The 25895-nt window shown below is 41.8% G+C and carries 26 protein-coding genes (1 of these 26 cut by a window edge); 18 read left to right on the top strand and 8 right to left on the bottom strand.

From position 1 onward, the window contains the following. The first annotated feature begins 11 nt into the window (after nt 1-11). The 8 genes from ACFFRD_RS09070 (at nt 12) to bchB (ending at nt 9747) form a co-directional block, all read left to right on the top strand. Nucleotides 12-2072 carry a ribonuclease catalytic domain-containing protein gene (locus tag ACFFRD_RS09070; RefSeq protein ID WP_392481223.1) on the top strand — a complete coding sequence of 687 codons (2061 nt, stop codon included), beginning with the start codon at nt 12-14 and terminating at the stop codon, nt 2070-2072. A gap of 351 nt (nt 2073-2423) precedes the next feature. Beyond that, nucleotides 2424-2621, top strand: coding sequence for a 50S ribosomal protein L35 (rpmI, locus tag ACFFRD_RS09075; RefSeq protein WP_114084646.1), 198 nt, complete (start codon nt 2424-2426; stop codon nt 2619-2621). Between the two features lie 19 nt (nt 2622-2640). Next, on the top strand, nt 2641-2997 hold the full coding sequence (rplT, locus tag ACFFRD_RS09080) for a 50S ribosomal protein L20 (protein WP_114084645.1): 357 nt from the start codon (nt 2641-2643) through the stop codon (nt 2995-2997). Between the two features lie 12 nt (nt 2998-3009). Beyond that, nucleotides 3010-3825 (top strand): transporter substrate-binding domain-containing protein, encoded by an 816-nt coding sequence (locus ACFFRD_RS09085; protein ID WP_392481224.1) that lies wholly within the window; start codon nt 3010-3012, stop codon nt 3823-3825. 111 nt (nt 3826-3936) lie between these two features. Beyond that, entirely contained in the window at nt 3937-4461 is a 525-nt protein-coding gene (locus ACFFRD_RS09090; protein WP_392481225.1) for a tetratricopeptide repeat protein, read from the top strand. A gap of 480 nt (nt 4462-4941) precedes the next feature. After that, entirely contained in the window at nt 4942-6930 is a 1989-nt protein-coding gene (locus ACFFRD_RS09095; RefSeq protein WP_392481226.1) for a primary-amine oxidase, read from the top strand. 118 nt (nt 6931-7048) lie between these two features. Continuing rightward, nucleotides 7049-7618 carry a peptidylprolyl isomerase gene (locus ACFFRD_RS09100; protein WP_114084641.1) on the top strand — a complete coding sequence of 190 codons (570 nt, stop codon included), beginning with the start codon at nt 7049-7051 and terminating at the stop codon, nt 7616-7618. 602 nt (nt 7619-8220) lie between these two features. Beyond that, nucleotides 8221-9747, top strand: coding sequence for a ferredoxin:protochlorophyllide reductase (ATP-dependent) subunit B (gene bchB / locus ACFFRD_RS09105; RefSeq protein WP_069067799.1), 1527 nt, complete (start codon nt 8221-8223; stop codon nt 9745-9747). A gap of 380 nt (nt 9748-10127) precedes the next feature. On the opposite strand, the gene ACFFRD_RS09110 is transcribed toward bchB, so the two are convergent. Further along, nucleotides 10128-10655 carry a hypothetical protein gene (locus ACFFRD_RS09110; protein ID WP_392481227.1) on the bottom strand — a complete coding sequence of 176 codons (528 nt, stop codon included), beginning with the start codon at nt 10653-10655 and terminating at the stop codon, nt 10128-10130. Between the two features lie 168 nt (nt 10656-10823). Here ACFFRD_RS09110 and ACFFRD_RS09115 point away from each other — a divergent pair, with 168 nt between their 5' ends. Together ACFFRD_RS09115 and ACFFRD_RS09120 are read left to right on the top strand one after the other, a co-directional pair. Continuing rightward, nucleotides 10824-10949 (top strand): hypothetical protein, encoded by a 126-nt coding sequence (locus tag ACFFRD_RS09115; RefSeq protein WP_392481228.1) that lies wholly within the window; start codon nt 10824-10826, stop codon nt 10947-10949. Nucleotides 10950-11153: 204 nt separating this feature from the next. Beyond that, nucleotides 11154-14309 carry a plasmid replication protein, CyRepA1 family gene (locus tag ACFFRD_RS09120; RefSeq protein WP_392481229.1) on the top strand — a complete coding sequence of 1052 codons (3156 nt, stop codon included), beginning with the start codon at nt 11154-11156 and terminating at the stop codon, nt 14307-14309. A gap of 46 nt (nt 14310-14355) precedes the next feature. On the opposite strand, the gene ACFFRD_RS09125 is transcribed toward ACFFRD_RS09120, so the two are convergent. Continuing rightward, entirely contained in the window at nt 14356-14640 is a 285-nt protein-coding gene (locus ACFFRD_RS09125; protein WP_114084636.1) for a DUF2470 domain-containing protein, read from the bottom strand. 254 nt (nt 14641-14894) lie between these two features. Between ACFFRD_RS09125 and ACFFRD_RS09130 the strand changes: the two genes are divergently transcribed. After that, nucleotides 14895-15650: a metallophosphoesterase family protein gene (locus tag ACFFRD_RS09130; protein WP_392481230.1), complete on the top strand. Its 756-nt coding sequence runs from the start codon at nt 14895-14897 to the stop codon at nt 15648-15650. 142 nt (nt 15651-15792) lie between these two features. Here ACFFRD_RS09130 and ACFFRD_RS09135 read toward each other — a convergent pair whose 3' ends face one another. Continuing rightward, entirely contained in the window at nt 15793-16656 is an 864-nt protein-coding gene (locus ACFFRD_RS09135; RefSeq protein WP_114084634.1) for a M48 family metallopeptidase, read from the bottom strand. Nucleotides 16657-17037: 381 nt separating this feature from the next. On the opposite strand from ACFFRD_RS09135, the gene ACFFRD_RS09140 reads away from it, so the two are divergent. Next, a complete protein-coding gene (locus ACFFRD_RS09140; RefSeq protein WP_114084633.1) occupies nt 17038-17571 on the top strand; it encodes a DUF4330 domain-containing protein in 534 nt (177 codons plus the stop codon). Nucleotides 17572-17667: 96 nt separating this feature from the next. Here ACFFRD_RS09140 and ACFFRD_RS09145 read toward each other — a convergent pair whose 3' ends face one another. Next, nucleotides 17668-18660: a metal ABC transporter solute-binding protein, Zn/Mn family gene (locus tag ACFFRD_RS09145; protein WP_392481231.1), complete on the bottom strand. Its 993-nt coding sequence runs from the start codon at nt 18658-18660 to the stop codon at nt 17668-17670. A gap of 636 nt (nt 18661-19296) precedes the next feature. Between ACFFRD_RS09145 and ACFFRD_RS09150 the strand changes: the two genes are divergently transcribed. The 6 genes from ACFFRD_RS09150 (at nt 19297) to ACFFRD_RS09175 (ending at nt 22807) form a co-directional block, all read left to right on the top strand. Beyond that, nucleotides 19297-19632, top strand: coding sequence for a hypothetical protein (locus ACFFRD_RS09150; protein ID WP_012411224.1), 336 nt, complete (start codon nt 19297-19299; stop codon nt 19630-19632). A 237-nt stretch (nt 19633-19869) separates the two neighbouring features. After that, nucleotides 19870-20220 carry a YtxH domain-containing protein gene (locus tag ACFFRD_RS09155; RefSeq protein ID WP_114084629.1) on the top strand — a complete coding sequence of 117 codons (351 nt, stop codon included), beginning with the start codon at nt 19870-19872 and terminating at the stop codon, nt 20218-20220. Nucleotides 20221-20231: 11 nt separating this feature from the next. Beyond that, nucleotides 20232-20771, top strand: a complete 540-nt coding sequence (locus tag ACFFRD_RS09160; RefSeq protein WP_392481232.1) for a DUF948 domain-containing protein — start codon at nt 20232-20234, stop codon at nt 20769-20771. A gap of 216 nt (nt 20772-20987) precedes the next feature. Beyond that, nucleotides 20988-21797 carry a TPM domain-containing protein gene (locus tag ACFFRD_RS09165; RefSeq protein WP_114084627.1) on the top strand — a complete coding sequence of 270 codons (810 nt, stop codon included), beginning with the start codon at nt 20988-20990 and terminating at the stop codon, nt 21795-21797. A 104-nt stretch (nt 21798-21901) separates the two neighbouring features. Further along, nucleotides 21902-22531 (top strand): precorrin-8X methylmutase, encoded by a 630-nt coding sequence (locus tag ACFFRD_RS09170; protein ID WP_114084626.1) that lies wholly within the window; start codon nt 21902-21904, stop codon nt 22529-22531. Nucleotides 22532-22597: 66 nt separating this feature from the next. After that, nucleotides 22598-22807, top strand: coding sequence for a hypothetical protein (locus ACFFRD_RS09175; RefSeq protein WP_392481233.1), 210 nt, complete (start codon nt 22598-22600; stop codon nt 22805-22807). A gap of 176 nt (nt 22808-22983) precedes the next feature. On the opposite strand, the gene ACFFRD_RS09180 is transcribed toward ACFFRD_RS09175, so the two are convergent. The 4 genes from ACFFRD_RS09180 to ACFFRD_RS09195 form a co-directional block, all read right to left on the bottom strand. Continuing rightward, nucleotides 22984-23670, bottom strand: a complete 687-nt coding sequence (locus tag ACFFRD_RS09180) for a phosphate ABC transporter permease (protein WP_163935561.1) — start codon at nt 23668-23670, stop codon at nt 22984-22986. A 39-nt stretch (nt 23671-23709) separates the two neighbouring features. Then, nucleotides 23710-24546 carry a 4-hydroxy-tetrahydrodipicolinate reductase gene (dapB, locus tag ACFFRD_RS09185; protein ID WP_392481234.1) on the bottom strand — a complete coding sequence of 279 codons (837 nt, stop codon included), beginning with the start codon at nt 24544-24546 and terminating at the stop codon, nt 23710-23712. 388 nt (nt 24547-24934) lie between these two features. Then, entirely contained in the window at nt 24935-25099 is a 165-nt protein-coding gene (locus ACFFRD_RS09190; RefSeq protein ID WP_159402510.1) for a hypothetical protein, read from the bottom strand. A gap of 101 nt (nt 25100-25200) precedes the next feature. After that, nucleotides 25201-25895, bottom strand: partial view of a hypothetical protein gene (locus tag ACFFRD_RS09195; protein ID WP_392481235.1) — the 3' portion only. Its footprint extends 640 nt past the window's final position; the window shows 695 of its 1335 coding nt (coding positions 641-1335); its start codon lies off the right edge, out of view; its stop codon occupies nt 25201-25203.

The raw sequence follows: 25895 nt of genomic DNA on the forward strand, positions 1-25895 counted from the left end.
GCGCGAGAGTTGTGGAGAAGGGCACGCTAGTTGAATTTAGGGTTCAAGGCGATCGCCGTCTGGGGATCGTAGAACGTCCAGACGGTAAAACCCGCTGGTTTGTGGTAGACGAACGTGGTCAATCCCACAGCCTCGCGCCTAGACAAATAACTTATACAGTTACCGGACAAACTTACAAGCCCTCTGAGATTGCGAGCTTTTTAGAGCAAGTCAACCCTTATTTAGACCCATCTAGCTTAGAAGTAGCTTGGGAAATACTGGTTGAAGATGGGGAAACAATCACCCCAGAGCTGATGGCGAATCTGTTATTTTCCGAATCAGCCGCGCCTCATTGTTACGCCGCCTATTGCTTGTTATCAGACGACAAACTTTATTTCAAGCAAAAAGGAGACGCTTACGAGCCGCGAACTGCTGCTCAGGTGGCAGAACGTAAGCACCAAATGGAAGTAGAGGCATTAAAAGCTAAAGGACAGCAGGAATTTTTAACTCGTGTTGAGCAGGCGCTCAAAGGTGAAGCAGTAGAATGGCAGCGCCACGATCGCCAGCGTCTAGAAGGACTAGAAAAATACGCAGCGTTGCTTGCTGACACAGTGCGGACGGGAGTTAATTATGACTCATTAGCTCGCGCTTACCCGCCAAGCGCTCCAGTATTAGAAACTATGACTATGCTGGGACGGCCCACAACGCCCCAAGGGGCTTTTCAACTATTAGTAGATTTGGGTTGCTGGAGTCCTTATGAAAACTTGTTCCTGCGTCGTTCTTCAATTCCGATTCAATTTCCTAATAAGGTGTTAGAAGTGGCGCAACAGCGTTTGGATTTCCCGCCGATTGACTCAGATACAAACCGCCTTGATCTGACTCACCTGAAGGTTTACACCATTGATGATGAAACTACCACAGAGATCGACGATGGTCTAAGTTGGGAAATTCTGCCCGATGGACGGGAGCGCCTGTGGGTGCATATCGCCGATCCCACTAGATGGTTAGTGCCGGAAGATGAGTTAGATTTGGAAGCCAGAAAGCGCGGTAGCACAGTTTATTTACCTACGGGAATGATTCCTATGTTCCCAGAGGTATTGGCAACTGGTCCAATGAGTCTGATCCAGGGACGGGTTTGTTGCGCCCTCAGTTTCGGAATTATTTTAGGTACAACTGGGGGAGTAGAAGATTACAGCATTCATACCAGTTCCATTAAGCCGACTTATCGCCTTACCTACGAAGATGTAGATGAAATGCTGCAATTACGGGTACAGGCAGAACCAGAAATTGCTGCGATCGCAACTTGGGCACAGAAGCGCAAAACTTGGCGTTACGCTCAAGGGGCAATTAGCATCACAATGCCCGAAGCGATGATCAAAGTCAAAGGTGACGAGATCAATATTGATATTTTGGACGATTCCCCATCACGGCAAGTAGTCGCAGAAATGATGATTGTTGCCGGTGAAGTTGCGGCTCGTTATGGTAAAGCTCATAACATACCTTTACCCTTTCGCGGTCAGCCCCAACCGGAATTACCCCCAGAAGAAGAATTACTGCTACTTCCAGCCGGATTCGTTCGCGCTTGCGCCATGCGTCGTTGTATGCCCAAAAGTGAAATGAGCATTACGCCTCTGCGCCATGCTGGTTTAGGTTTGGATACCTACACTCAAGCAACCTCTCCCATCCGGCGTTACAGTGATTTGCTTACCCACTTTCAACTGAAAGCCCATTTGCGCGGTGAAGTTCTGCCATTTTCCGCAGATCAACTTAAAGAAGTGATGATGAATGTCACCAGCATCACCCAAGAGGTGACGATGGTAGAACGGCAAACGAATAGATATTATGCTCTAGAGTATTTACGCCGTCATCCAGAGGAAACTTGGGATGTAACTGTATTGATGTGGCTGCGAGAAGACAGCAACTTAGCCCTAATTTTGATCGAAGATTTAGGTTTGCAGTTACCAATGGTTTTCAAACGTTCTGTTAACTTGGGCGAACAGATAGTGGTGAAAGTTAGCCACGCCGATCCGCAAAAAGATATGATCCAATTTCAAGAAATAATTTATCAAGAAGCCCAAACAGCAGCGAATTAACTAATTCGTAATGATGCTCCTGCGTCGCTAACTTAATTCGTAATTATGTAAAACACTCGCGCGTAATTGTCTTTGCTTGCTGATCTTGAATTTGTTGGGCATGACGTTTGCGATCGCTGCAAAAAGCTCCGAAAAAGCCAAGGCGTATGGAATTGTCGGTGGCACACTTCTTGAATGGGGCTAAACAGGCAAAGTCCGTTTCCGAGGACTAAGGGAAAATTCAAAGTTTTAAACCCGTCCTCGTGGGTTTTGATTGTGTTTGACGTGGTTTATAACGGACTATCTAACTTAATTTCCATTCCAGCAATTTTATTAGTATAATAATGGATCGTGTCGAATTAAAGCTATACCATGCCTAAACTCAAGACTCGTAAAGCCGCAGCCAAGCGATTCCGTGCCACCGGCACCGGTAAAATCGTCCGTCGGAAAGTTGGCAAAAGCCACCTTTTAGAACACAAATCTTCCGACAAAAAACGTAGCATGTCCAAGACCACACTTGTACATGAACGTGATGAACTCAACGTGCGCTTAATGCTCCCATATTTGTAAGTCCTTCAGGAAATAAGTTATGACACGGGTAAAACGCGGTAATGTAGCTCGAAAGCGCCGCAATAAAATTCTCAAACTAGCTAAAGGTTTTCGCGGTTCTCACTCAACTCTGTTTAGAACTGCCAACCAACAAGTAATGAAGGCACTACGTAGTGCCTACCGCGATCGCAAAAAGAAAAAGCGCGATTTTCGTCGCCTCTGGATCACCCGCATCAACGCTGCTTCAAGACAACACGGCTTGAGCTACAGCCAATTGATCGGTAACTTGAAAAAAGCTGATATCCAACTAAATCGCAAGATGTTGGCACAATTAGCAGTCCTCGATCCAGCTAGCTTCGGCAAAGTTGCAGAACTAGCAGTTCAAGCTAAAGGATAAAGGTGGCAAGGGATGTATAACAGATGTAACAGATGGCAAGTAATTACTCGGTTACATCTGGTATTATCCGCCACGATCTTTTGGATATCTTGCTTTTCCATAGTGGGGACAGGATTCACTGCATCTGCCGCCGAAATGCCAGAAATTCAGCAGCGCGGCTATCTAACTGTTGCTGTTAAAGACAACTTGCGTCCCTTGGGATTTAGAGATGCCAATGGTAATTTGCAAGGCTTAGAAATTGACTTGGCACAGCGATTAGCACTTGACTTAGTTGGGAAAGCAGATGCTGTCAAATTGCAACCTGTAGCGAATCGCGATCGCCTGTCTGTAGTCTTAGACAAGAAAGTTGATTTTGCGATCGCTAGGGTGACAGCAACCGAGTCACGCAGCCGGATAGTTAGTTTCAGTGTTCCCTACTATTTGGATGGCACTGTATTAGTTACAAAAGATACCTCTGTGAATAAGTTGAGTGATTTGGCAAAACAAAAAATTGCCGTACTTAACAACTCCAGCACTATTGCTAAAGTGCGGTTCTATCTGCCAAACGCCGAGTTGGTAGGAGTAAATTCATATCACGAAGCGCGAGAGAAAATAGAAAGTAATACCGCCGTAGCCTTTGCCGCCGATGCTAGCGTTCTGAGCGGTTGGGTGCAACAATATCCTCAATATCGGCTACTGCCAACTAAGTTATCAACTGAACCCTTGTCTGTAGTTATGCCCAAGGGATTGCAGTACGATGAATTAAGACGAAATGTGAATCAAGCGATCGCTCGTTACTTAGAACAAGGTTGGCTCCAGCAACGCTCTCAATATTGGGGTTTACCGTAAATTGGTCATTGGTCATTGGTCATTAGTCATTAGTCATTAGTCATTAGTGAATAACAAATGACAAAGGACAAATCACAAATAACAAACTTTATAATATTTGTATTTTCAGCAATGGATAACAGTCTAGCCGTTGTTTATCTCTCAATTTTGGTGTTTATACTCACAATTGCAGCCGTGAGTGTTTTTCGCCAGATTTTCAAAACTCGCAAGATTGAAGGCTCCTTTGCAAAATTGCGAAAGAAGTTAGAGAAAGAAAAGGGTACGACTCAAGAATATTATGAGTTAGCCAGTATCTATTCAGAAAAAAAATTATATTCCCAAGCGATCGCGCTGTTTCAAAAAGCTCTGAAAGCTGCTGAAGAAGAGGAAGAAGAAAATATTGCCCCTATTTACAACGGGCTGGGCTATATTTATTTTATCCAAGAGCAATATGACCTCGCAATTCGTCAGTATAAAGAAGCTCTGAAATCGAAACCAGACTACGTAACAGGGTTGAATAATATTGGACACGCTTATGAGAAGAAAAAATTAACTACTCAGGCGTTACAAAGCTACGAAGAAGCACTAAAGCTCGATCCAAATAACCCTATTGCTAAACGCCGTGCTGAATCTTTACGCCGTTTGGTTTCTGCGTAAATGAGAGAATGCAATACGGTTCGATTAAGGCAAGACGCGATAAATTGCCGTCAAGACAAAGGACTTATTATTGTAAAGACGGCGATTTATCGCGTCTTTGTGAGCTAGGGCGTGTCATCAAAAAACCTTATCCGAACTGTATTGTGAGAAAATGGGGTATGAGGCATGGAAAAACTTTATCGAACAGAATTCAGGAGTCAGGAGTCAGAATTCAGAATGAATTCTGTGCGAGTGGCGGATGAATAGCCGGGTTTAATACCCCCACTAAATCTACGATTTGGTGGTCTTTAATCAGTCACGGGTCTGAATCCCCGACTGATTTATTCTGACTCCTGAATTCTGACTTCTGAATTCTTCTTCAATAGTCCCCAATTACCCTAACCGCTAACAAATTAATTTGGCTTTAGCTTCTTAATTTATCGGGTTTCAAGCTTCGGCTTAGAAATAGATAACTATACGTCTTTTGTAAGAATGTGAAAGATGATTAAGCGGCTAAGGCATTTTTTGTGGCTAGCTATTGCCATAATTGTTTTTATTTCTCTCTCATTTGGATTAATGGGAATATTGACGGCTCAACAGCCTGCGATTTCCCATCCTCTCGCTTCGCTAACAGAGGCAGAAATTAATACAGCTGTTTCGGTCATTCAAAAAGAAAAAACTTTGAGCGAAATGGCAGCTTTTCCACTGATTGCTTTACAAGAACCAGATAAAGAAGAAGTTCTAAAATTTACACCAGGTAAAGCTTTCGCAAGAAAAGCTTTTTTAGTAATTTATGAGCGATCGCAAAACAAAACTTATGAGGGAATTGTTGATCTAAAAAACAAAACTTTAAATACCTGGAAAGAAATACCCTCTGTTCAGCCTGCGATCGTTGCTTCAGAATATGAACTGGCAACTCAAGCTTTTAAATCAGACCCCCGATGGCAAACAGCGATGCGAAAGCGGGGAATTACAGACTTCAACCAAGTCAAAATCAGTTGTTGGTCGCCAGGAATTCTGAGTAAACAGGAAGAAACAGCAGGAAACCGTCTTTGTCGGGGTTTATTCTACTACAAGGGCGAAAGCGAACGCTGGAATTATTACGGCAGTCCAATTGAAGGAATATTGGGAACCGTCAATTTGAACACAGGTAAAATTTCCAGTTTCGTGGATAGGGGGATAGTTCCTTTTTTTAAGGAAAACTGGAACTACGATGTCAAGTCCTTGGGTAAATTACTTTCACCACTTAAAGCATTAAAGATTCTGCAACCCAATGGTGCAAGTTTCCGGCTCAATGGCAATGAAATTAGCTGGCAAGGTTGGAAGTTCCGCTATGTAATGCATCCCCGTAGTGGATTGGTGCTGTACCAAGTGACATACAACGACGGCAAAAATATCCGACCAGTTTTATACCGCGCTAGTTTATCAGAAACGGTAGTGCCTTACGGCGATCCAAATCCCACTTGGTCATTCAGAAATGCCTTTGATGTTGGGGAATACAATTTTGGTTCCCTAGCAACCACGATGGAATTAGGTAAGGAAATTCCTGAAAACGGTCTTTTGGTCGATGCTGTGTTTGCTAATGGCGACGGAGAACCTTATGTCATGCCAGGAGTTATCGGCATATACGAGCGAAACAACGGTATGCTCTGGAAGCATTATGAATATGGCACTCAGCGTAATGATGTTCGTCGTAGTCGAGAATTAGTCATGACGATGACTGCGGCCATTGACAACTATGATTACAGCCTTAATTGGATTTTTCACCAAGATGGGACTTTGGAAGTCCAAAATGAATTAACAGGTATCGTGCTGGCGCAGGGAACGGCTGCTCAAAAGCAATCTGAGGATAATTCCTATGGTCGGCTAATTGCTAAGAATATCTTTGGAGTAAATCACCAACACTTTTTCAACTATCGCCTAGATTTCGATGTCGATGGTCAGGCTAATTCTGTGATGGAAATGAACGTGAAAGCTTTGCCGATGGATGAGAAAAATCCTTTAGGAAATGCGATCGCACTTTCAGAAACCCCACTCACAAAAGAAACGGCTGCTGTGCGCGATTTGGATATGAAAAGCAGTCGGGAATGGATGATTGTTAGTGCCGATAAGAAAAATCCACTAGGGGCTGCACCTGGATATATGCTGATGCCTGGTGGAAACTCCATATTTTTCCCAGTGGAAGGCTCGAAAATCCGTCAACGGGCAGAATTTGCGACTCATCACGTCTGGGTAACAAAATATAAACCTGCTGAACTCTATGCTGGCGGTGATTATCCCAACCAGACTCAACCAGGACAAGGTTTACCAAAATATATTGCAGACGATGAATCCTTGATGGGTGAAGATATCGTGCTGTGGTACACAATGGGCGTAACTCATATTCCGCGATCGGAAGATTGGCCTGTGATGCCTGTTCACCGAGTTGGCTTTAAGCTAGTCCCTAGAGGATTCTTTAGCCGTAATCCAGCGATAAATTTACCTGAGTAAAATATTTGTTGGCTTAAGTTTCCTTCCTTCAGGTTTTTTGTCATGTCTAAAGGCGGTAACTTGAATGCTGATAAACTTATATAGGTCAAATACTGGCACTTGTTAAATAGGATATCTAATGAACTTTCCAGAAATTAATATTCCCGGTAATGGCAAGCTGCACGCTCGTTTAATTACTTCCTTGGGTGAAATTGTAGTTCGTTTGGAAGAAGAGCGAACCCCCAACACCGTCAAAAATTTTGTTGGTCTAGCAACCGGAACAATCGACTGGAAAGACCCTAAAACTGGTGAATCTGGCAAAGGAACTCCAGCTTACGATGGGGTTCGCTTTCACCGGGTCATCCCTGATTTTATGATTCAGTGTGGCGATCCTCTGAGCCGTTATCTTGATACAGCCAGCCGATGGGGTACTGGTGGCCCAGGATATCAATTTGAGGATGAGTTTCATCCTGAATTGAGACACACTGGTGCAGGTATCCTGTCAATGGCTAATGCTGGACGCGGTACAAATGGTTCGCAATGGTTCATTACAGAAGCACCAACGCCTCACCTTGACAACAAACACAGCGTTTTTGGTGAAGTTGTCCAAGGTCTAGATGTAGTCAGTAAGATTGCTAATGTGCCCACGACTAGAGATCGTCCGAATCAAGAAGTGGTGTTACAAAAAGTAGAAATTTTTCGGCAGTAATTAACACCTCTCTAGTCAGAATTCAGGAGAAGGCAGTGCGGTCTAAACCTGGATTTCTCATAAGTGAGAAATGAGCGTGAGTGTGGGGAGTGTGGGGAGAAAGAGGAGGAATTGAATAACTGCACATCAATGAACGCTGCATTGCCTGAACGCTGCATTGCCTCCCACACCTCCCACACTCCCCACCCGAACCACACAATACGTGAGAAATTCAGGCTAAAGGGGTTTCCCCATGAGCAACTGCCGTTCAGAATTCAGAATAGTTGGAAAATCAATGGCTGTATACCTGCTTGATTCTGACTTCTGTATTCTGCATTCTTTTCCAGCACCCCACCCCAAATTGAAAACAAACTTACCGAAAAATTAAGATTTATTTAAATAAAACAACAGCCATGTTGTTAAAATCAGCAGCTACATCCCAATCAGTAAGCAGGTTTGAGGTATGCCTAAGCCTGTGAACTCCAGATAAACCCTTACAACTCTTCACTTCATTAGGGATACAAGTTTTGAGACAATCAGAAACGATTTAATAATAATCAAGCACTTATAGTCCATTCTTATCGGACTCCGTGTTATTTCTGTTGAAAAGGGAGAACACAAACATGAAATTGGCTTACTGGATGTATGCAGGCCCAGCCCACATCGGCACTCTGCGAATCGCTAGTTCTTTTAAAAATGTCCATGCGATCATGCACGCCCCCATTGGCGATGACTACTTTAACGTCATGCGCTCAATGCTATCGCGGGAGAGGGATTTCACTCCAGTGACAACCAGTGTTGTTGACCGCAACGTTTTGGCGCGTGGTTCCCAAGAGAAGGTGGTAGATAACATCGTCCGCAAAGATGCCGAGGAACACCCCGATCTGATTGTGTTAACTCCCACTTGCACCTCCAGCATTTTGCAAGAAGACCTGCACAACTTTGTCGAACGGGCGCAGTTGGAAGCCAAAGGAGACGTAATGCTGGCGGACGTGAACCACTACCGCTACAACGAACTGCAAGCGGCCGATCGCACTCTGGATCAAATCGTCCAATACTACATTGAAAAAGCGCGGAAGCGGGGCGAATTACCAGAGGGTAAAACTGCAAAGCCCTCGGTTAACATTATCGGTACTACCACCCTTGGTTTCCACAACAATCACGACTGCACCGAACTCAAACGGCTGATGGCTGACTTGGGAATTGAGGTAAATACCTTAATTCCCGAAGGTGCTTCGGTAAATGACTTGAAAAAGATGTCCCAAGCCTGGTTTAACCTGGTGCCTTACCGTGAACTCGGTTTGACCACAGCACGTTACCTGGAAGAACAATTTGGCACACCTTATATAGACATTACTCCAATGGGCGTAGTGGAAACTGCCCGTTGTATTCGCAAGATTCAGCAGGTAATTAACGCTCAAGGTGCAGAAGTTGACTATGAAAACTTCATCAATGAGCAAACTCTCCATGTTTCTCAAGCTGCTTGGTTCTCCCGTTCAATTGACTGTCAAAACTTGACTGGCAAAAAAGCTGTGGTTTTTGGTGACAATACCCACGCCGCCGCTATTACCAAGATTCTGGCGCGAGAAATGGGGATTCATGTTGTTTGGGCTGGAACCTACTGCAAATATGATGCGGATTGGTTCCGCGAACAGGTGAGCGAGTATTGCGATGAAGTGCTAATCTCCGAAGATCATGGTGAAATTGGGGATGCGATCGCTCGTGTCGAACCCTCTGCCATTTTCGGCACCCAAATGGAACGCCATGTTGGTAAGCGTTTGGATATCCCCTGCGGCGTAATTGCTGCACCAATCCACGTCCAAAATTTCCCCATTGGTTACAAACCATTTATGGGTTACGAAGGTACTAATCAGATTACAGATTTAATCTACAATTCCTTCACTTTGGGAATGGAAGATCACCTATTAGAAATCTTCGGTGGTCACGATACCAAAGAAGTAATTACTAGGGGAATTTCTGCTGATTCTGATTTGAATTGGACAAAAGATGGTCAAGCAGAATTGAATAAGATTCCTGGATTTGTTCGCGGTAAAGTGAAGCGAAATACTGAGAAATTTGCCCGCGATCGCGGTTTCAAAGAAATCAACGCTGAGGTGTTGTACGCCGCGAAGGAAGCTGTCGGGGCTTAATTTAGCAGGTTAGCTATTTTTAATTTTGAGATTAACTTTAATCGTTTCGCTGATGTTTCAGCGAAACGATTTTTGGCTCTTCAGTACTTAGTATGCTAAATTAATATGCTAAAAAGCTGAAACCATTGCTGCACAACAAAGGCAGGCATTGTTTTTAACACTTTAGGACATTCTTGGGACTGAAGCGTTCTAAACTTGCATTTTAAAGTCTATTTTTGATGTTTAATTAATAATTTGGCATAACAGGTACTGAAGAACCCGATTTTTTAGTAGTATTACTCAGGACAACTGTAGTCATATCAGTTCAATATAGTTTTTTGCCAGCTTTGAATTAGGTATGGCTTTACACATAATTTGAGCTACTTTTGTTATATTGTTAGCTATTTAATTTCTCTGTGTGCATTTTTGTTTATAGAATAGCTGCTTCCCCTAAAGCTCAATTTATAGGTTACTGGTGGTGTAATTATTCCAGCCGATTGGGTATTAGGATCAGCGCAAACAAAATAAGTACATCCCCGAAAAATCAATTTAGGGGTTACTAATGGTATCGTTTCTGCATTTGATTTGGCATCAAGGTCAGGACGATAGGAAGCCCCACGGTAGATTAAGTTATAATCTGGTTCAGACTTGGTAACTGGCTCTTGTGGATATTGAATTTCGCTGCTGACTACCTTGCTTGTATAGTATTCGGAGCTTCTACTGATAAGAATAAGAATTAATAGTATAAGTAAAATCTGCCAGGGAGCTAATATTAAACCCAAAATTAGGCTAATAGCTGCAAATACAGCTACTAAATGCGAGATTTCATTATTACTTTTTTTTAATAAAAAATAGCCAGTAATGAAACAAGCACACGGTAAAATTGAAAAACACAAAGCCATATTTCCTACATTCGTAACTAAAAGCAAAGGGTTTATAAAGTAGATTGAACTTTTCTTAAAACGTTGTTGTCTATTTTACCTCCAATCAGCTTTTTAAGTTACCGTACTACTTGAGTAAAAGTTAAAACTTTCGCAAAACTAAAAGCGGTAGGGGTAATTCATTAATTGCCCCTACCTAATTTGATTCATTGAAATATGCCACATACTAAACATGAGGCGCGATCGCAGGTGGATACTCAGTACAAAGTTTTTGCTGAAGTACATGAAGATGTTACCCTAAAGCGATCGCATTCCTTAGCGCAGAGATTTACTGATAAATAAAAATTAAAATAGAACAAATATCACAATACAAAATTATTACTTTGGGGATCTAATAGGCAGAATAACCTACTAGAGGCTTAACCGATGTGTCTCCCGTGACGAAGTAAAAAAAGCATCATAAAAGCCTAGCAATCTCGCTTATAGAAAAAAAACAGATGCGTGCTAATGTTTTAATCTCATCGTCTTCTCTCCGGGTCTTTCCCTATGCATCTGCACTATTTACACCCCCAACACCTTGAGGAATTAGTCAAGAGTAGTGGTATAGACTTACACTTAGTGCAACTCAATTTTAGGTCGCTCCAAGGCGTAACTGCTTATGAGTACCTGTTGATTTCTGAGCTACTCCCCCGCACCAATACCGGAATGGTGAAAGCTGGCTGGTTGCAGCGTTATGCTCATGTTACTGAAGGGGGTTGGTGGTGTTCGGGACTAGACCCTTTGAATAATTGGCAAATGATGGAATGGGGATGCTTTAAACCAAACCAACCCCGACAGAATCACAATGCTAAGTCCATCAAATACGAGCATCCCCCCAGCACCCCAACGCGGGTATTTTGTTTGCGGGTAACGCTGCAAGTGTGGCAGCAAGTCGCTGGACGTTACAATCTGGTCATGCCTGAAAATATCACCATTACTGCTGATGGTGAAGCTAGAGGCTTTTGGCAATGGGTGATGCAACATAACATTCCCCTGATTCTCTGCGAGGGTGTGAAAAAAGCAGCAACGCTGTTGACACAAGGATATGCAGCTATTGCTATTCCCGGAATTACCAGTGGTTATCGGGTTGTTAAAGATGAATTTGGCAAGGTTACCCGTCGTCAGCTAATTCCTGACTTAGCAGCGTTTGCAATTACAAAGCGTAGCTTTTATATTTGTTTTGATTTTGAAACTCAACCTAAAACAATTGCTGCTGTAAATAATGCTATTTCTCAACTTGGTTGTTTATTCCAGCAAGAAAATTGCCCTGTTAAAGTTATCGAACTTCCAGGAATAGAAAAAGGGGTTGATGAGTTTATTGTTGCGAAAGGTGCAACTAGTTTCGAGAAAATTTATCGGCAAAGTGTTGATTTAGAAATTTATCTTGCTCAAACAAAACCCCATACTGAGTTAACTATTCCTGCTGCTCTCACCTTGAATCGACCTTTTATAGGTGAAATCCCCTTTCCAACTTCTGGATTAGTAGGAGTCAAGTCTGCAAAAGGAACAGGTAAAACTACAGCACTGCAAGCCGTTGTTCAGCAAGCAAAAATTAGAAATCAACCCGTTTTATTAATTACTCACAGAATTTTACTAGGACGATTTTTGTGCGAAAAAATTGGTATTCAATGGGGAACGCATAAAGAAGATAGGGATAAAAGGATTAATAAAACACTTACCCCCGCTCCTCCCATCCTGCGTTCACTCTCTCCACAGCAATCCCTTGGACTGTGCGTTGATTCCATTTGGAAACTTAATCCTGAAAATTGGCACGGGGCAATAATAATTTTAGATGAAGTAGAGCAATCTTTGTGGCATCTACTAAACAGTAATACTTGTAAACATAAACGTGTAAAAATATTAAGATTATTCCAGCAACTAATTTCCACAGTTTTAACAACTGGGGGTTTAGTAATTGCCCAAGATGCTGATTTATCAGATGTATCAATTGAATATCTACAGGGATTAGCAGGAATTAAATTAACGCCTTGGGTAGTTCTCAACCAATGGAAGCCTCAACAAGGTTGGGATGTAACTTTTTACGATTCGCCGAACCCAACACCGCTAATTCACCAACTAGAATTAGATTTACTTGCTGGACGTAAATGTTATGTTACTACCGATAGTCGAGCTGGGCGTTACAGTTGTGAAACAATCGAACGTTATTTGAAAGAACGCTTACAAAAATTACGACGGCAATTTCCTAAAACTTTGGTAGTTAGTAGCCACACTACAAACACACCTGGACACGCAGCCGTTGATTTTATTGCAGCAATCAATCAAAAAATCTCTGAATATGATGGCGTTTTTGTTACGCCTAGCCTGGGTACAGGAATTAGTATTGATGTCCAACATTTCGACCGAGTTTATGGCATTTTTCAAGGGGTAATTCCTGACTCGGAAGCAAGACAAGCATTAGCGAGAGTGCGAGATGATGTGCCGCGTGTTGTCTGGTGTGCGAAACGAGGTATTGGCTTAATTGGTAGTGGTAGTACAAATTATCGCTTGCTATCTGATTGGTATCAAGAAAATCAAAAAGAAAACTTAGCGTTGCTTAGTCCACTACACAAAATAGATGTCGATTTACCTTTAGTTCATGACCCAATTCATTTGCGAACTTGGGCCAAGTTATCTGCACGGGTAAATGCTTCTATCCGCCTCTATCGTCAATCGATGCAAGATGGTTTGATTGCTGATGGGCATCAAATTCAGATGCGGAGTAATGCTGTTCATAATAATATTATTCGAGATTTACGGCTGGCATTTTTGGCAACTGATGCCGATGATTTAGCTACCCGCAGAAGATTAGTTTTAGAAATTGTCAAAGTTCAAAAAGATTGGGCGCAAAGCCGTCAAAAGGCTAAAGAAATTAAACGCAAAATTAAAGATATTAAGCAGCAAAATCAACTATCAGTAGCCACGGCTGTAGCTAATGCTAATGATATCGATTATGTAGAATATGAGCAACTATTAGTGAAGCATTCTCTAACTGATGGAGAACGCAACCAAATTAATAAATATGTTCTCAGACAAAGGTATGGTGTAGAAGTTACTCCTTGGCTGAAATTGCAAGATGAACAAGGATATTATCGTCAATTGTTAATTCATTATTATCTAACTCACGAAAGCGAGTATTTTCACATCAGAGATCAACAAGAATGGCATCAGCAATTGTCTTGGGGTGAAGGGAAAGTTTTTCTACCAGATTTAAAAACTTACACGCTCAAAGTTGAAGCAATGAGAGCGTTAGGAATGCTTCAATTTCTCGAACCAGAACGAGAGTTTACCGAGAGTAATCCAGATTTAATAATGCTTAAAAATATTGTTTTTCAGCATAGTAAGCATATTAAAAGGGCGCTTGGTATTAATTTAGTCGGAGAAAAAGAGCAGGTTTCGGCAATAAAAATACTCAGCCGACTCTTAAATTTGTTGGGCTTGAAACTAAAACGGGTAAATGAGGTTTATAAAATCGACCTAGAAACGCTTGATGATGGCAGGGAAAGCATATTTGCTGTTTGGCACCAACGCGATGAGTTGATGCTGGCTCATGTTAAGAGTGTTGGCTATGATTTACCTGATTATTCTTCAGACTGGAAGTTTGAAATTATTCAAACCCAGCCTCATACCGCAGTAGTCAAGGAAGAGGTAGCTATCTCTGGGTGACAGCTAACATGAAGCGCAATGGCGGTCTTTAGGGAGTTCCAAATTTCTACTTTGCATTTACCCGCGCCTGCTTCACCATTGCAATGAGAGTTTGATGAGCATCTTCTGCATCCACTAAAACATGATCAAACTGAATGCGAACTGGTACAGCTTCACCATTGACTTGTGCTGTCAAATCCATACCTTGTGCATCAATTGACAACATTTTTGCTGCGATCGCATCTGTTACACCACCAAAAGTTTTAGCATAAAGAACTATGGCATCAGCATGATCGTCATTCATGTGCTGGCAGATGCGCGAACTAATCTCAGCAGAAAAATCTTTAGACATTGTTGAGGTAAAAAGTTAGAAATACAGCAACAGCTTAGATTTTAAGCTAACGCGAGTGGAATTTGCTAATTTTCTTTACTAGCAGTAAAGACTATCCATACTACTCTATGTTTATCATCATTAATAATATTTATTTCTGGAATAATAATTAAATTAAAATAAAACTTAGTTCAGTATTTTTACCTTTCATTACGGAAACCAGACAGCTTAAACTGTAGCAGAAGTATTAGCAAAACTATTGAAGCTAAGAGACAATGAGCGAAACTAGCCCCAGACGAATAGTAATTGGGGATGTACATGGGCACTATGAAGGTTTGATGACTTTGTTGGAGGCGATCGCCCCCACGTCAGATGATCAAATCTATTTTTTGGGAGACTTAATTGATCGCGGGCCTCATAGCTCACAAGTAGTTAATTTTGTCAAACGACATAACTACCCATGTTTGCTGGGAAATCATGAGCAGATGTTATTAAACATTCTGACTAATGAAAGAACTTCCTCCCCGACGATGCAAGCATGGTTGTACAGTGGAGGGCAAGCTACCGTAGCCAGTTACCACGAGGCTTCAATCCCCGATGACCATCTGGATTGGTTCAAGAGTTTGCCTACATATCTCGACTTGGGGGATATTTGGTTAACTCATGCTGGTGTTGACCCTTCTAAGTCGGTGACAGAACAAACTGCCGATCAACTGTGCTGGATACGAGAGGAATTTCACAGCATCGAAAAACCTTACTTTCCAGATAAGCTTATTATCATCGGTCACACAATTACTTTTACTCTGCCTGGTGTTTCTCCTGGGAAACTGGCACAAGGACAGGGATGGCTAGACATAGATACTGGCGCTTATCATCCCCGGAGTGGCTGGTTGACCGCACTAGATGTCACGAATAACCTAGTTTATCAAGTTAACATTTTTAAAAATTATATCCGTGCCCTGCCTTTAGAAGAGGCTGTAATTACCGTTAATCCAGGCAAAATCAAAGTCGATCGCCGCAATAAAAATTAAACAATATTTGAGATGAGGCGGAGGGAAAGATGTGGAAGATGAGGGAGATAAGGGGAATAAGCAATGCCCAATTCCCCATTCCCCATACTTCTCAGCGAGACGCTACGCGAACGGCTGCGCTCAGTACAAGTTCCCCATTCCGTCAAGACCTTACCAAAGGTCGAATATTAGCTTTATAACTAGCATTATCCAGCCCATAATTTGCATTACTAGGTTGGGAATTGATTGCGCGTCTAAGACCTTCAATGCGATCGCTAGTTCCGGGGTGTGTACTCAAAAATGTCGGAGTAGAACCACCCTTTTTCAGTAGCTTTTGCATAAAAGAAACCATCCCAGACTGGGCATACCCAGCGCGTGTCAAGGTTCGTAGCCCTCTTTGATCGGCATCAAATTCATCTTGACGACTACGAGGACGATTCAAGGCAAGTTCTACACCAATATTTACTGCTGTATTGCGATCTAAACCAGTTGCTGTTGCTAAACCACTAGCGACTGCCTTTTGCCGCATCTGTTTAACCAAGTGCTTCCCACCAATATGACCAATCTCATGGGCGATGACACTTGCAAGTTCCGCTTCATTGTCTGCGGTTTTCAGCAAACCTGTGTGGACATATACATAGCCTCCTAAAGTTGCAAAGGCATTAATCGCATCATCTTCAACGACTTGGAAGGTGAAGGGAAGGTTGGGGCGATCGCTATTAGCTGCTAAACGCCGACCAATTTGTTCTACATAGCGATTAACTTCAGCATTCCGGTAAAGTTTGACTTGACCCCCCAGTATTTGCTGATTAATCTGCTTGCCAATATCAGTTTCCTGGCGATCGGATATATTAGAAAGCTGAAGTACCTGGACTCCCTGCAATATAAGAGGCAAGAAGTCTAAAGTTCTTCCAGGCAAGGGTGTACTCAGACACAAACTCAGGGCGACTACCACCGAAATTAGGGGATAAAACCAGCTACGCCGCCACACACGGTAACTTGCAACAAAACCTTTCCAATTCAACATAATACGCTTTAAAGATTATTTCGGGAGAACATAAAGTGATGAGATAAATTATGAGACGGATTTAAAGTATTCTAAGTTGCATTCTTAACTCAAGAACAAATGAGTTGTGATACAGCTAATACTTAAGCAAATCTACCGAATTGTGAGGGTCTAGAGATTCCCTCTAGAGATAGGCTTAAACACGAGATATTACTTTCTGGGTGCATCAGTCTTAATGGGTAAAAGCTTGAGGGTTAGCGATCGCACGAACTCGTGATAAACTGTCGCATAACCGCAATGCCTAGCCACTTTGAGTTATTACCAAATAGGGAAAATTGCCGTTTCCATCAAAAACCTTCTTGCTACAATCAGTTACTTCGCTATTACCTCGGAAAAATTTTTATGGCTATTTTAGATTCAAAAGGTCGCTTGTTCGGCAAAATCAATCTTCTAGATTTAGGTGCTGCCCTAGTAATTCTGCTAGTTATATTTGGCATCTTTGTCTTTCCTGGAACTTCTGGTTCTGTTGCCCAAGTTGGTGCGAAAACAATACCTATAGAAGTAGACTTAGTAGTTCGTGGCTTGAATGTCCGTGACCCTGAGCAATTATTTAACCAAGGTTTAAAAAAAGGTGGAAAGACTAATGTGATTATCCGCAATCAACCTTATGGGCAGATTGAAATTAAATCAATTCAACAGCTACCTAGAACAGTCAATGTTTTCCAACCTGATGGCAGTGTAAAAGAATTACCAGATCCAAAAACCAACAATTTTAGTACAGATTTGCTTTTGACTCTAGATGGTAAAGCCCAGGTTACTGACAATGGACCAGTTCTAGGTAACAGTAAAGTTAAAATTGGAATGCCATTTGAGTTGGAAGGCTTTAATTACAACTTCAATGCAACTGTGATTGATATTAGATTAAAAGACAAATAGCATTCATCTGCTCATCTTCAAAAAAGAGGCTGATAAACCGAATTTACTGTAATCTAAAAAACTTCGGTTTATCTGATTCATTAATGTAAATTGTAACTAATTAGCAGCTCTCGCTTGAAACATTAAATATGTTCCTCCTAATTCTTCTACAATTGTGCGTGTATTGGCGATCATCATTTTCTGATAAGTATCTGCCTCGGTTCCTGGTTCACCAATCCCCTCAACATATAACTTTCTATCAGAAATTTTAACTTCAGCAGCTTTCGCTACAGATTGAAGTGAATTCTCGTTAGTTGCCGCTTCAGAAAAAATTGTTGAGACTTGAGTTCGTTTAATATTTGCAACCAAAGTTTTCATTCGTGTTGCTGTTAAGTTTTCGTCAGTACTAATACTTTGTAATCCTCCTGCTAATGGAATACCGTATGCTTTAGCGTAATAACTCAGTGCATTAGATGTTGTAACTAACTTACGTTTTTTGGTAGGAATACTCGTAATTCTTGACTTAATCCAACTATCTAGCTGAGTGAGTTCATTTGTAATTTTTTCGGTATTGCTGTTATAAGTTTCTGCATCACTAGATTCTAATTTTCTCAGATTACTATTAATTACCTCCACCATTCTGATAGCATTCTTGGTATTGTGCCACAGATGAGGATTAATTAAATTCTTGCCGTCTTTCTGAAATTTTTGTGGCTTAGATACCGCAAGTTGCCCAACGGCTATTCTCGGTACAGTGCTTTTAGTGGCTTTAATTAATTTGATCAGATTTGGTTCTAAATTATAGCCACTATAGAGAATAAGATTAGCTTGCTCAATGGCTCTACGATCTTCAGGCTTTGGTTTATAAGTATGAGGATCGGCACTAGGGTCAATTAAGCAGGTGAGGTTCACTGTATTCCCGGCAACTTGCTTGGTTAAATCACATAGTACACTTGTTGTTGCTACAACTTGAGGAAGGTTCTCATTTACCGGGGTGGTAGTTTGAGTGAATGCAGTTCTTGCAGCTTGATTTCCACACCCAATAAATCCAATTGTCAAAGCAACTAAAATGGCTCGGAAGGAATTAGTTGATGGTAATTTTTTTGACATCCTTACCTTCTACTGGATATAGAGAAAAAGTAATCATTATTAGTAACGAATTAGTGAAATACCAGGGATAAGCCTTCAAAAAGAAGGTTAAGGGAAGAGGGACAAGCCATCGGCTAGGAAAATTGTATAAGGGAAGAGGAATTAATAGACTCTTTCCTTTTCCACTTTCCTTGTCTCCACCGCACATCCAGCAATTTGAAGCACTGGCGAGGGTTTGCAAGCAAAATGTTAGTGAACTTCACGCGACAGACTGGAAAACTGGTAGAGGTAATAGCACAATAATAAAGGCGATGCTGAGGAGCCTCCAATAAGGAGTGCAGTTCTCTCACAGGATATTGAAGGGGCTATGCCATTGTGCCTAGATGCCGCCAAGATCGCAAATTGACTAGGATTATCAGGTTAAGGAGTGAAACGTAGTAAAACTGTGGCTTTTTAAGCATACGGGTTGATTTCGCAAACCGAGTCATGAATCTAAGGCAATTGTAGCTGTGGTTTTGCGAGGTGTGGGCATATAGTTGTTACAAAATTGGTGAATTGGCGATTTTTTGGTTCATCCCCAAAAAAAATCTAAAATCTAAAATTCGTAGTCAAGTATATAGAACAATTCCTCAAAGCTGATATTGGTGAAGATAAACAATGGTAATTTTAGTTATCCTCGTTAATACCCTCATTTCGTTGATACTACTCTATGTGGCTTGGCGAGTGTGGCAACTCAAGCAGCAGCTAGCATACATAGCAGATACGTTAACTGTTTATGAAAGTTGTACTCATACAGTATTAAATAAAGCACCCGAAAATATTTATCTCAGCCAGGAAAATATTTATAACTTACGGCAGAAAAATCAAGCGCTAAAAATGCAAATCCAACAAGTGCGACAAATTATCAGTCTACTTTTACAAGGACAGCAAATCTGGCAGCGTTATTTTCGCAGGCTAGAGTTAATATCCGGGAAAAGAACTGTTGCCAAATGAGTTATGTCAAGTTCACATGAACATTTATAATTATGGCTGACACAAAGGTACAAAGATACAGAGGGAAAGGAACCCAGGGAGTTTTGAATCATAAGTAATTAATGGTTTTAATGTTTAATGAATAAAAGCAACATTTTTGGCTGATATTTTGTCAGGATAGATTAACTGAATAAAATCGGTGAGCCTTACAAGGAGAGAAAACACACCTAAAATAGGTGTAAGGAGAGAAACAACAATATGTCTAATAACCGTTCTGGAGTATTTATTGGCGGTTTGATGCTGGGAGCTACCATCGGTGCTTTAACCGGTTTGCTCGTGGCTCCACGTACAGGGCGCGAAACGCGTAAAATCTTGAAGAAATCTGCCAATGCTATCCCAGAATTGGCAGAAGATTTATCAACGAGTGTGCAAATCCAAGCAGATCGTCTCTCTGCCAGCGCACTACGAAACTGGGATGAGACGTTAGATCGATTACGGGAAGCGATCGCAGCAGGTGTAGATGCCACTCAAAAGGAAAGCCAAATCTTACAGCGGCAAACATCACCTGAAGACTCAGATTATCTTCCCCAGCCATTAGAACGCTCATAAATGACATTACCGTGATTGATCCCCTGTTTTGGTTGGGACTCTCCTTACTTCTAGTCGCCACAAGCTTGACTGCGGTTTTAGTGGCGGCAATACCCGCTTTGCAAGAGTTAGCACGCGCTGCTCGCAGTGCAGAAAAGCTATTTGATACACTCTCACAAGAGTTACCGCCCACTCTAGAAGCTATTCGCGTAACTGGTTTGGAAATAACTGACTTAACTGATGATGTTAGTGAAGGTGTCAAAAGTGCCAGTAAAGTAGCCAAACAAGTCGATCAAAGCCTTGATAGTGCAAGAATTCAGGCTCAAAATCTGCAAGTAAGTACACGCAGCATCTTTGTTGGCGCTAAAGCTGCTTGGAGAAACTTCACACGCCCAAAACCGACGAGACGAAATAGCGATCGCTTGCCAAGCAATGAACAACCACCACTAACGTTGCGAGAACGAGAAGTGCTAAGGCAAGAAAATCGCCGCATAAAAACAGAAGTATACCGCGCTAACGAAGGTTACGACGACGCTGCTAACTGGGAAACCAATTTTGATGACGAAGATTGAATTGGGGATAGGTTATGGGAACTAGGGACTACGGGGAGAATAAAAATTATCTCTTTCCCCTCTGCCTCTTGTCCCCAATGCCCTATTCCCAAAAACGCTTTGCTTTGATCCCTTAGATTAGAGTAAAGTAAACAAGTGTAAAGAACTATCATTTTTCCCGTACTCTTTTAAAACAACTTGTTCACCTCTACCGTTGATATTTGTATAAAAACGTCCATGCAATCTTGTTTTTGGCGACGAATTCTGCTATCTATTACAGTCTTTTTTCTGGCTGGGTCAATTTGGGTCATGAATTCTCCCCCAGCACTGGCTTATGACAACCCTGAGTTACTCCCTGACACCTTTACCCCAGTTGTAGACTTAGCTAAATCTCTGCCTGTGCTGCAAGAAGAAAAGCTTGTCAAAGATTTAGAACAGTTTGAAGCCGATACAGGCTGGAAACTGCGAGTATTGACCCAGTATGACCGCACCCCAGGCCGGGCAGTTATAAAATATTGGGGTTTGGATGACAAAAGCATTTTACTAGTTGCCGATTCTCGTGGCGGTAACATCCTCAGTTTTAGCGTCGGCGATGCTGTTTATGAACTTTTACCCAGGACATTCTGGATAGAACTGCAAACCCGCTTCGGTAATTTGTACTTTGTCCGCGAACAAGGCGAAGACCAAGCCATTCTGCAAGCTTTAGAATCTGTTAAAGGCTGTTTGCTCAAAGGTGGTTGCAATGTTGTTCCCGGACTACCACGAGAGCAATGGATTCTCACCTTGATTACCTCAGTTATTGGTGGGATAATTTGTGGCTTTGCAGCTCAACCCCGTGAGAAAGGACAAGTTTTTGCTTGGCAATGGGCTTTAATTTTCTCACCTTTATGGGGGATCTTATTTATTGCCTTTGGTATTGGCCCAGTGGTAACACGTACAAGCGACTGGCTACCTCTAGTTCGCAATATCTCTGGCTTTATTATCGGTGTCTTGGTTGCCTACTTATCTCCTGTTTTCAGCCGACCTTCTTCTAGTAATGAGTTATAAGTGCTGAGTTAGGAGTTATGAGTTTTTAATTAACTCCTAACTCCTAACTCCTAAATCCCTGAAGCTGATAAGCTGAAAGCTAATATTTAAAAAGCTCAAGAAAAATGGAATGGCACGTAACTGATGCTCAAAGTTTAGCAATCATTGATAATGAAATTGAAAATCATGTCTTTTCACCCGCAGAATATGAGATTGTGCGGCGGGTAATATACTCTACAGCTGACTTTGAGTATAAGTCTTTGATTCGTTTCTCTGAGCGTGCCTTACAAGCAGGAGCAGCAGCACTAGCCGCGCGTACCACGATTGTAGTAGATGTCCCGATGGTACAAGTAGGTATTGCATCTGAGATTCAAAACACCTTTGCTAATCCGGTGTATTGCAGCATGGAAGCTCTGACACGCCCTCAAAAAGAAAAAACTCGGGCAGCATGGGGAATCGAAACCTTAGCAAAGCGTTATCCAGAGGGCATTTTTGTGATTGGTCAAGCACAAACAGCACTAACAGCACTAGTTGATTTAATTGAGGCTGAGGAAATTAGACCTGCTTTGATAATTGCGACTCCAGTAGGATTTGTCAATGTTGATGAAGCGAAAGCGCGTTTACAAGACTCCTTAGTGCCCCATATTACAATTGAGAGTCGCAAAGGTAATGCAGTTGTAGCAGCTGCGATCGTTGATGGATTGGTAGACTTGGCTTGGCAAGCTTATGGACAAGATGGAAATCGGGGGAGCTAGGAAAGTCAACTCTATTGTATTTTGTATTCAAAAGAGCATTCAAAATCACTGAATATCCTGATATTTTTGTTAAGTAGTCCCGAACAAGGAGCCGCTTCTCAGTTTTTAAAAAAGTATCCCACTCTAGAAAAAATATCTGGCAATTGGAAATGGCGACTAGATAAACAAAATCCGCCTATGCAAACTTATGCAGAGTCTGATTTGTTAGGTTTTGCTTGTGGATCTGTTACCTATCGTTTAAAAGGGAAAATCATCAAAGCGGGATGCTCTCGTTAGCAAACTGATTAAATCATCCCACCTCCTTCAGCAAATTTTCAATTGAAAGATTTAAAATTCAAAAAGGTTTAAACCCCCCGAATTTAAACGCGAGAATAAATTTAAAAATTATTTATTCAAGCCTCCGCATCGACGGTATAGGGTCAATCTAAAACCAAAATTGTTTGACTTCTTTTTCAATCTTCGTCTCTACGACGGCGACGACGCGGTTTTTGTTGTTGGTCTTCACGCAAGCGACGACCGACTTCGTTAAAGAAATCCCGCCGCAGATAAGGATAATCACTAATCCACAGGTCACGACTGGGAATGTATATATCGCTGAATTGTTCAATACTGCTTAAATCTGCACGATTTGACAGCACTACCATTTCGGCAATTTGACCGCGAGTAATAACTTTGTGGGCAGGACGTAATGGTGCTACAAACTCAATGGTAAATCCTGTTTCATCACCCACCTCTAAGTTAATTTGTTTTTCTCGGTTTTCCACAATTACCAGTTCGCCTTTGCTGTTGACTGTCTCTTGTTTCCCCATCAACTGGTCTGTGATCCACCAATCTAGGACTCGACCACGGAAAAAGCCGCCATACTTATAACGGCGGCATTGCAAATTCCGCATACTTGCTTGAAACACTGGATACCACAGCCAAAAAAAAGCGCTAACTACCCCCAGCACAAATACTATTGAAGCAAACTCAAGTTTAAAAATGACTGTCACAAGCAATAGAACAACTATGGCAACTACAGAAATTAACAGCCGTTGCAAAAAATTTGAAAACTTCCCCCAATAGTACTTGTACTGCAAACCAGTGGCAATTAGGGGGATAACTTGTTCAAATTTCTGGCGAGTCAGTGGTACTAACATGAGTGCTGAGTGATGAATGCTGAATAGTGTATTTAAAGTCTAAAGTATCTTTTCTAATCCATATACTAACGACTTTAGCGCTAAGACTTTGCGAATCGCTAGTAGCACTCCTGGCATATAGCAAGCGCGATCGCTCGTGTCATGTCGTAAAGTATAAATCTGTCCTGCTGCGCCAAAAATAACTTCTTGATGAGCAATCAGTCCTGGCAAGCGCACGCTATGAATTCTAATCCCTTCATCTGCTATACTACCCCTCGCCCCTGGTAATTTCTCCGTCTCTTTTACAAGAGCAGGGTTAAAAGTTTTACCCAATTCTCCTAGTAACTGCGCCGTTTGAATGGCAGTACCACTGGGAGCATCAGCTTTTTGATTGTGATGCAGTTCGATAATTTCCACATGGTCAAAATATTTGGAGGCTGCGATCGCGGCTTGTTGTAACAGCACCATACCAATGGAAAAATTAGGAATAATTAGACAACCAGTGCTAGCTTTGTCGGCAAAGTCTGCCAAGTCTTGAATTTGTTCTGGACTTAACCCAGTGGTTCCAACTACAGGACGAATACCGTAGGCGATCGCACTACGAATATTGTCATAAACTGAATCGGGATGAGTAAAGTCTACAATTACCCCTGGAGGAGACTGTCTGTCGCCAGCTACATACCCTAACATCGGTTCCAATTGATTGGTAATTGGCACTTCCAGGGGTTCGCTTAAACCCGCTAATTCTCCCGCGTCTTTATCTTGATGTTCCAAACTGTGGTCAATTGCACCCACTAGGTTTAAGTCAGGCGCTTGCGCCACTGCCTTAATCACCTCACGGCCCATTTTACCAGCAGCACCGTTGACAATAACCGGAATAGGAGCTTGATTCGTCATAGGTCGAGAAATACTTTTTGAGCTAACAAAGGAATTGTAAAGACTTTGGTGATCTAGTAGCTAGCTTCTCAAATCTCTGGCTTAATTCCGACTGCCTTGATTGATGCAGCTAATCCCTCAGTTTTCTAACTCTAAAGCAGATCGGTTCTCATTTTCATCCCACTTTCTTAGCCAGTAACCCGTTTTATTTTGCCTATTGCGTTTACCCCATCTCTAAAAAAATCCTATACTCTGACTGATAAGTAGTTCTTGTAGTAGCTATCAGAATTTTTTGTCAAGCCTAGTTGACTATTTGTAATATTTCTGTTAAATTTGTTTACATAACTTAGCAATAACTAAACTTAACTACCTAACTGGTATTAACTAATAAAAACAGATTTCGGTATCGCTATATCTCATCGACATTTAGACTTCTCCCATCCACCTCGGCTATCAAGTCGGGGTTTTTTGTGTACCGTTCGCCTAATAGAGAATTAATTTGATGAAATAAGGGATATGTAAAGAAACACGCTTTCCACAAACAGGCGATCGCTATGGCATTCCCAAATGTCATCAAAAAAATTTTTACAAGAAACTACAGAAATTCTGCGCTAACACCGAATCGAAGCGTTATTTAGTTTCGAGCATGAATGCTATTACGCGAACGGTGAGTTACTAACCTCGTTGAAAACCCTTTGCTGGCTTTGCTTGGCCTTTACCCTTTGGTTTAGATTTGTTAACTTCTCCTAAAGCTTCCTGAAATAAGTTATGCAAATGTATGGGTACACTGGCAATATCTGGTAGCTCTGGCTCAATCGGTTTGTGGAATTCTTGCAAAAGCACATCCAAGTCGCTTTCAAGGTGAAACTCTGGGCGTTGCAGAACTATTTGCAACACATTTTGTAATTGAGTTGGATATTGTTGCGCTAATCGATGCCAAATGAAGGCATTAATACTTTTATCTTCGAGATAGTAGCGAACTAGTTTTTCCGCCCCTTGAACACTTTGCCAGTCTTCTGCTGATAAGATTGCTTGTACCTTACTATATGTTGGTAAAAACATTTGTCCCCAACGGGGATGAGAAAGAGCTGTTACCTGTTCTGCTTTCTTGAGTTCGGCAGGTAAATCAACCTTTGGCATAACCATTTTGCTATTGCCGCCTTTGCTGTTTAACAACTGAGAGACTACGTTAGAATCAGCGCCAAACTCTTGTGCTGCTGCTTTAATTTCCTCGTCTCCAATACCAGCGGCTTCTGCCACTTCCGCCAAGGATTTGGAAGTATCAATTCCTGCGGCTGCGAAGTTTTTTTCAGTAATTACTTCTTGAAATTCCCCTATCTTTTTATTAAGTTGGTATCCAGGTAGGGTGA

Source organism: Nostoc sp. C110 (genome assembly GCF_043099725.1).
GTDB lineage: Bacteria > Cyanobacteriota > Cyanobacteriia > Cyanobacteriales > Nostocaceae > Nostoc > Nostoc muscorum_A.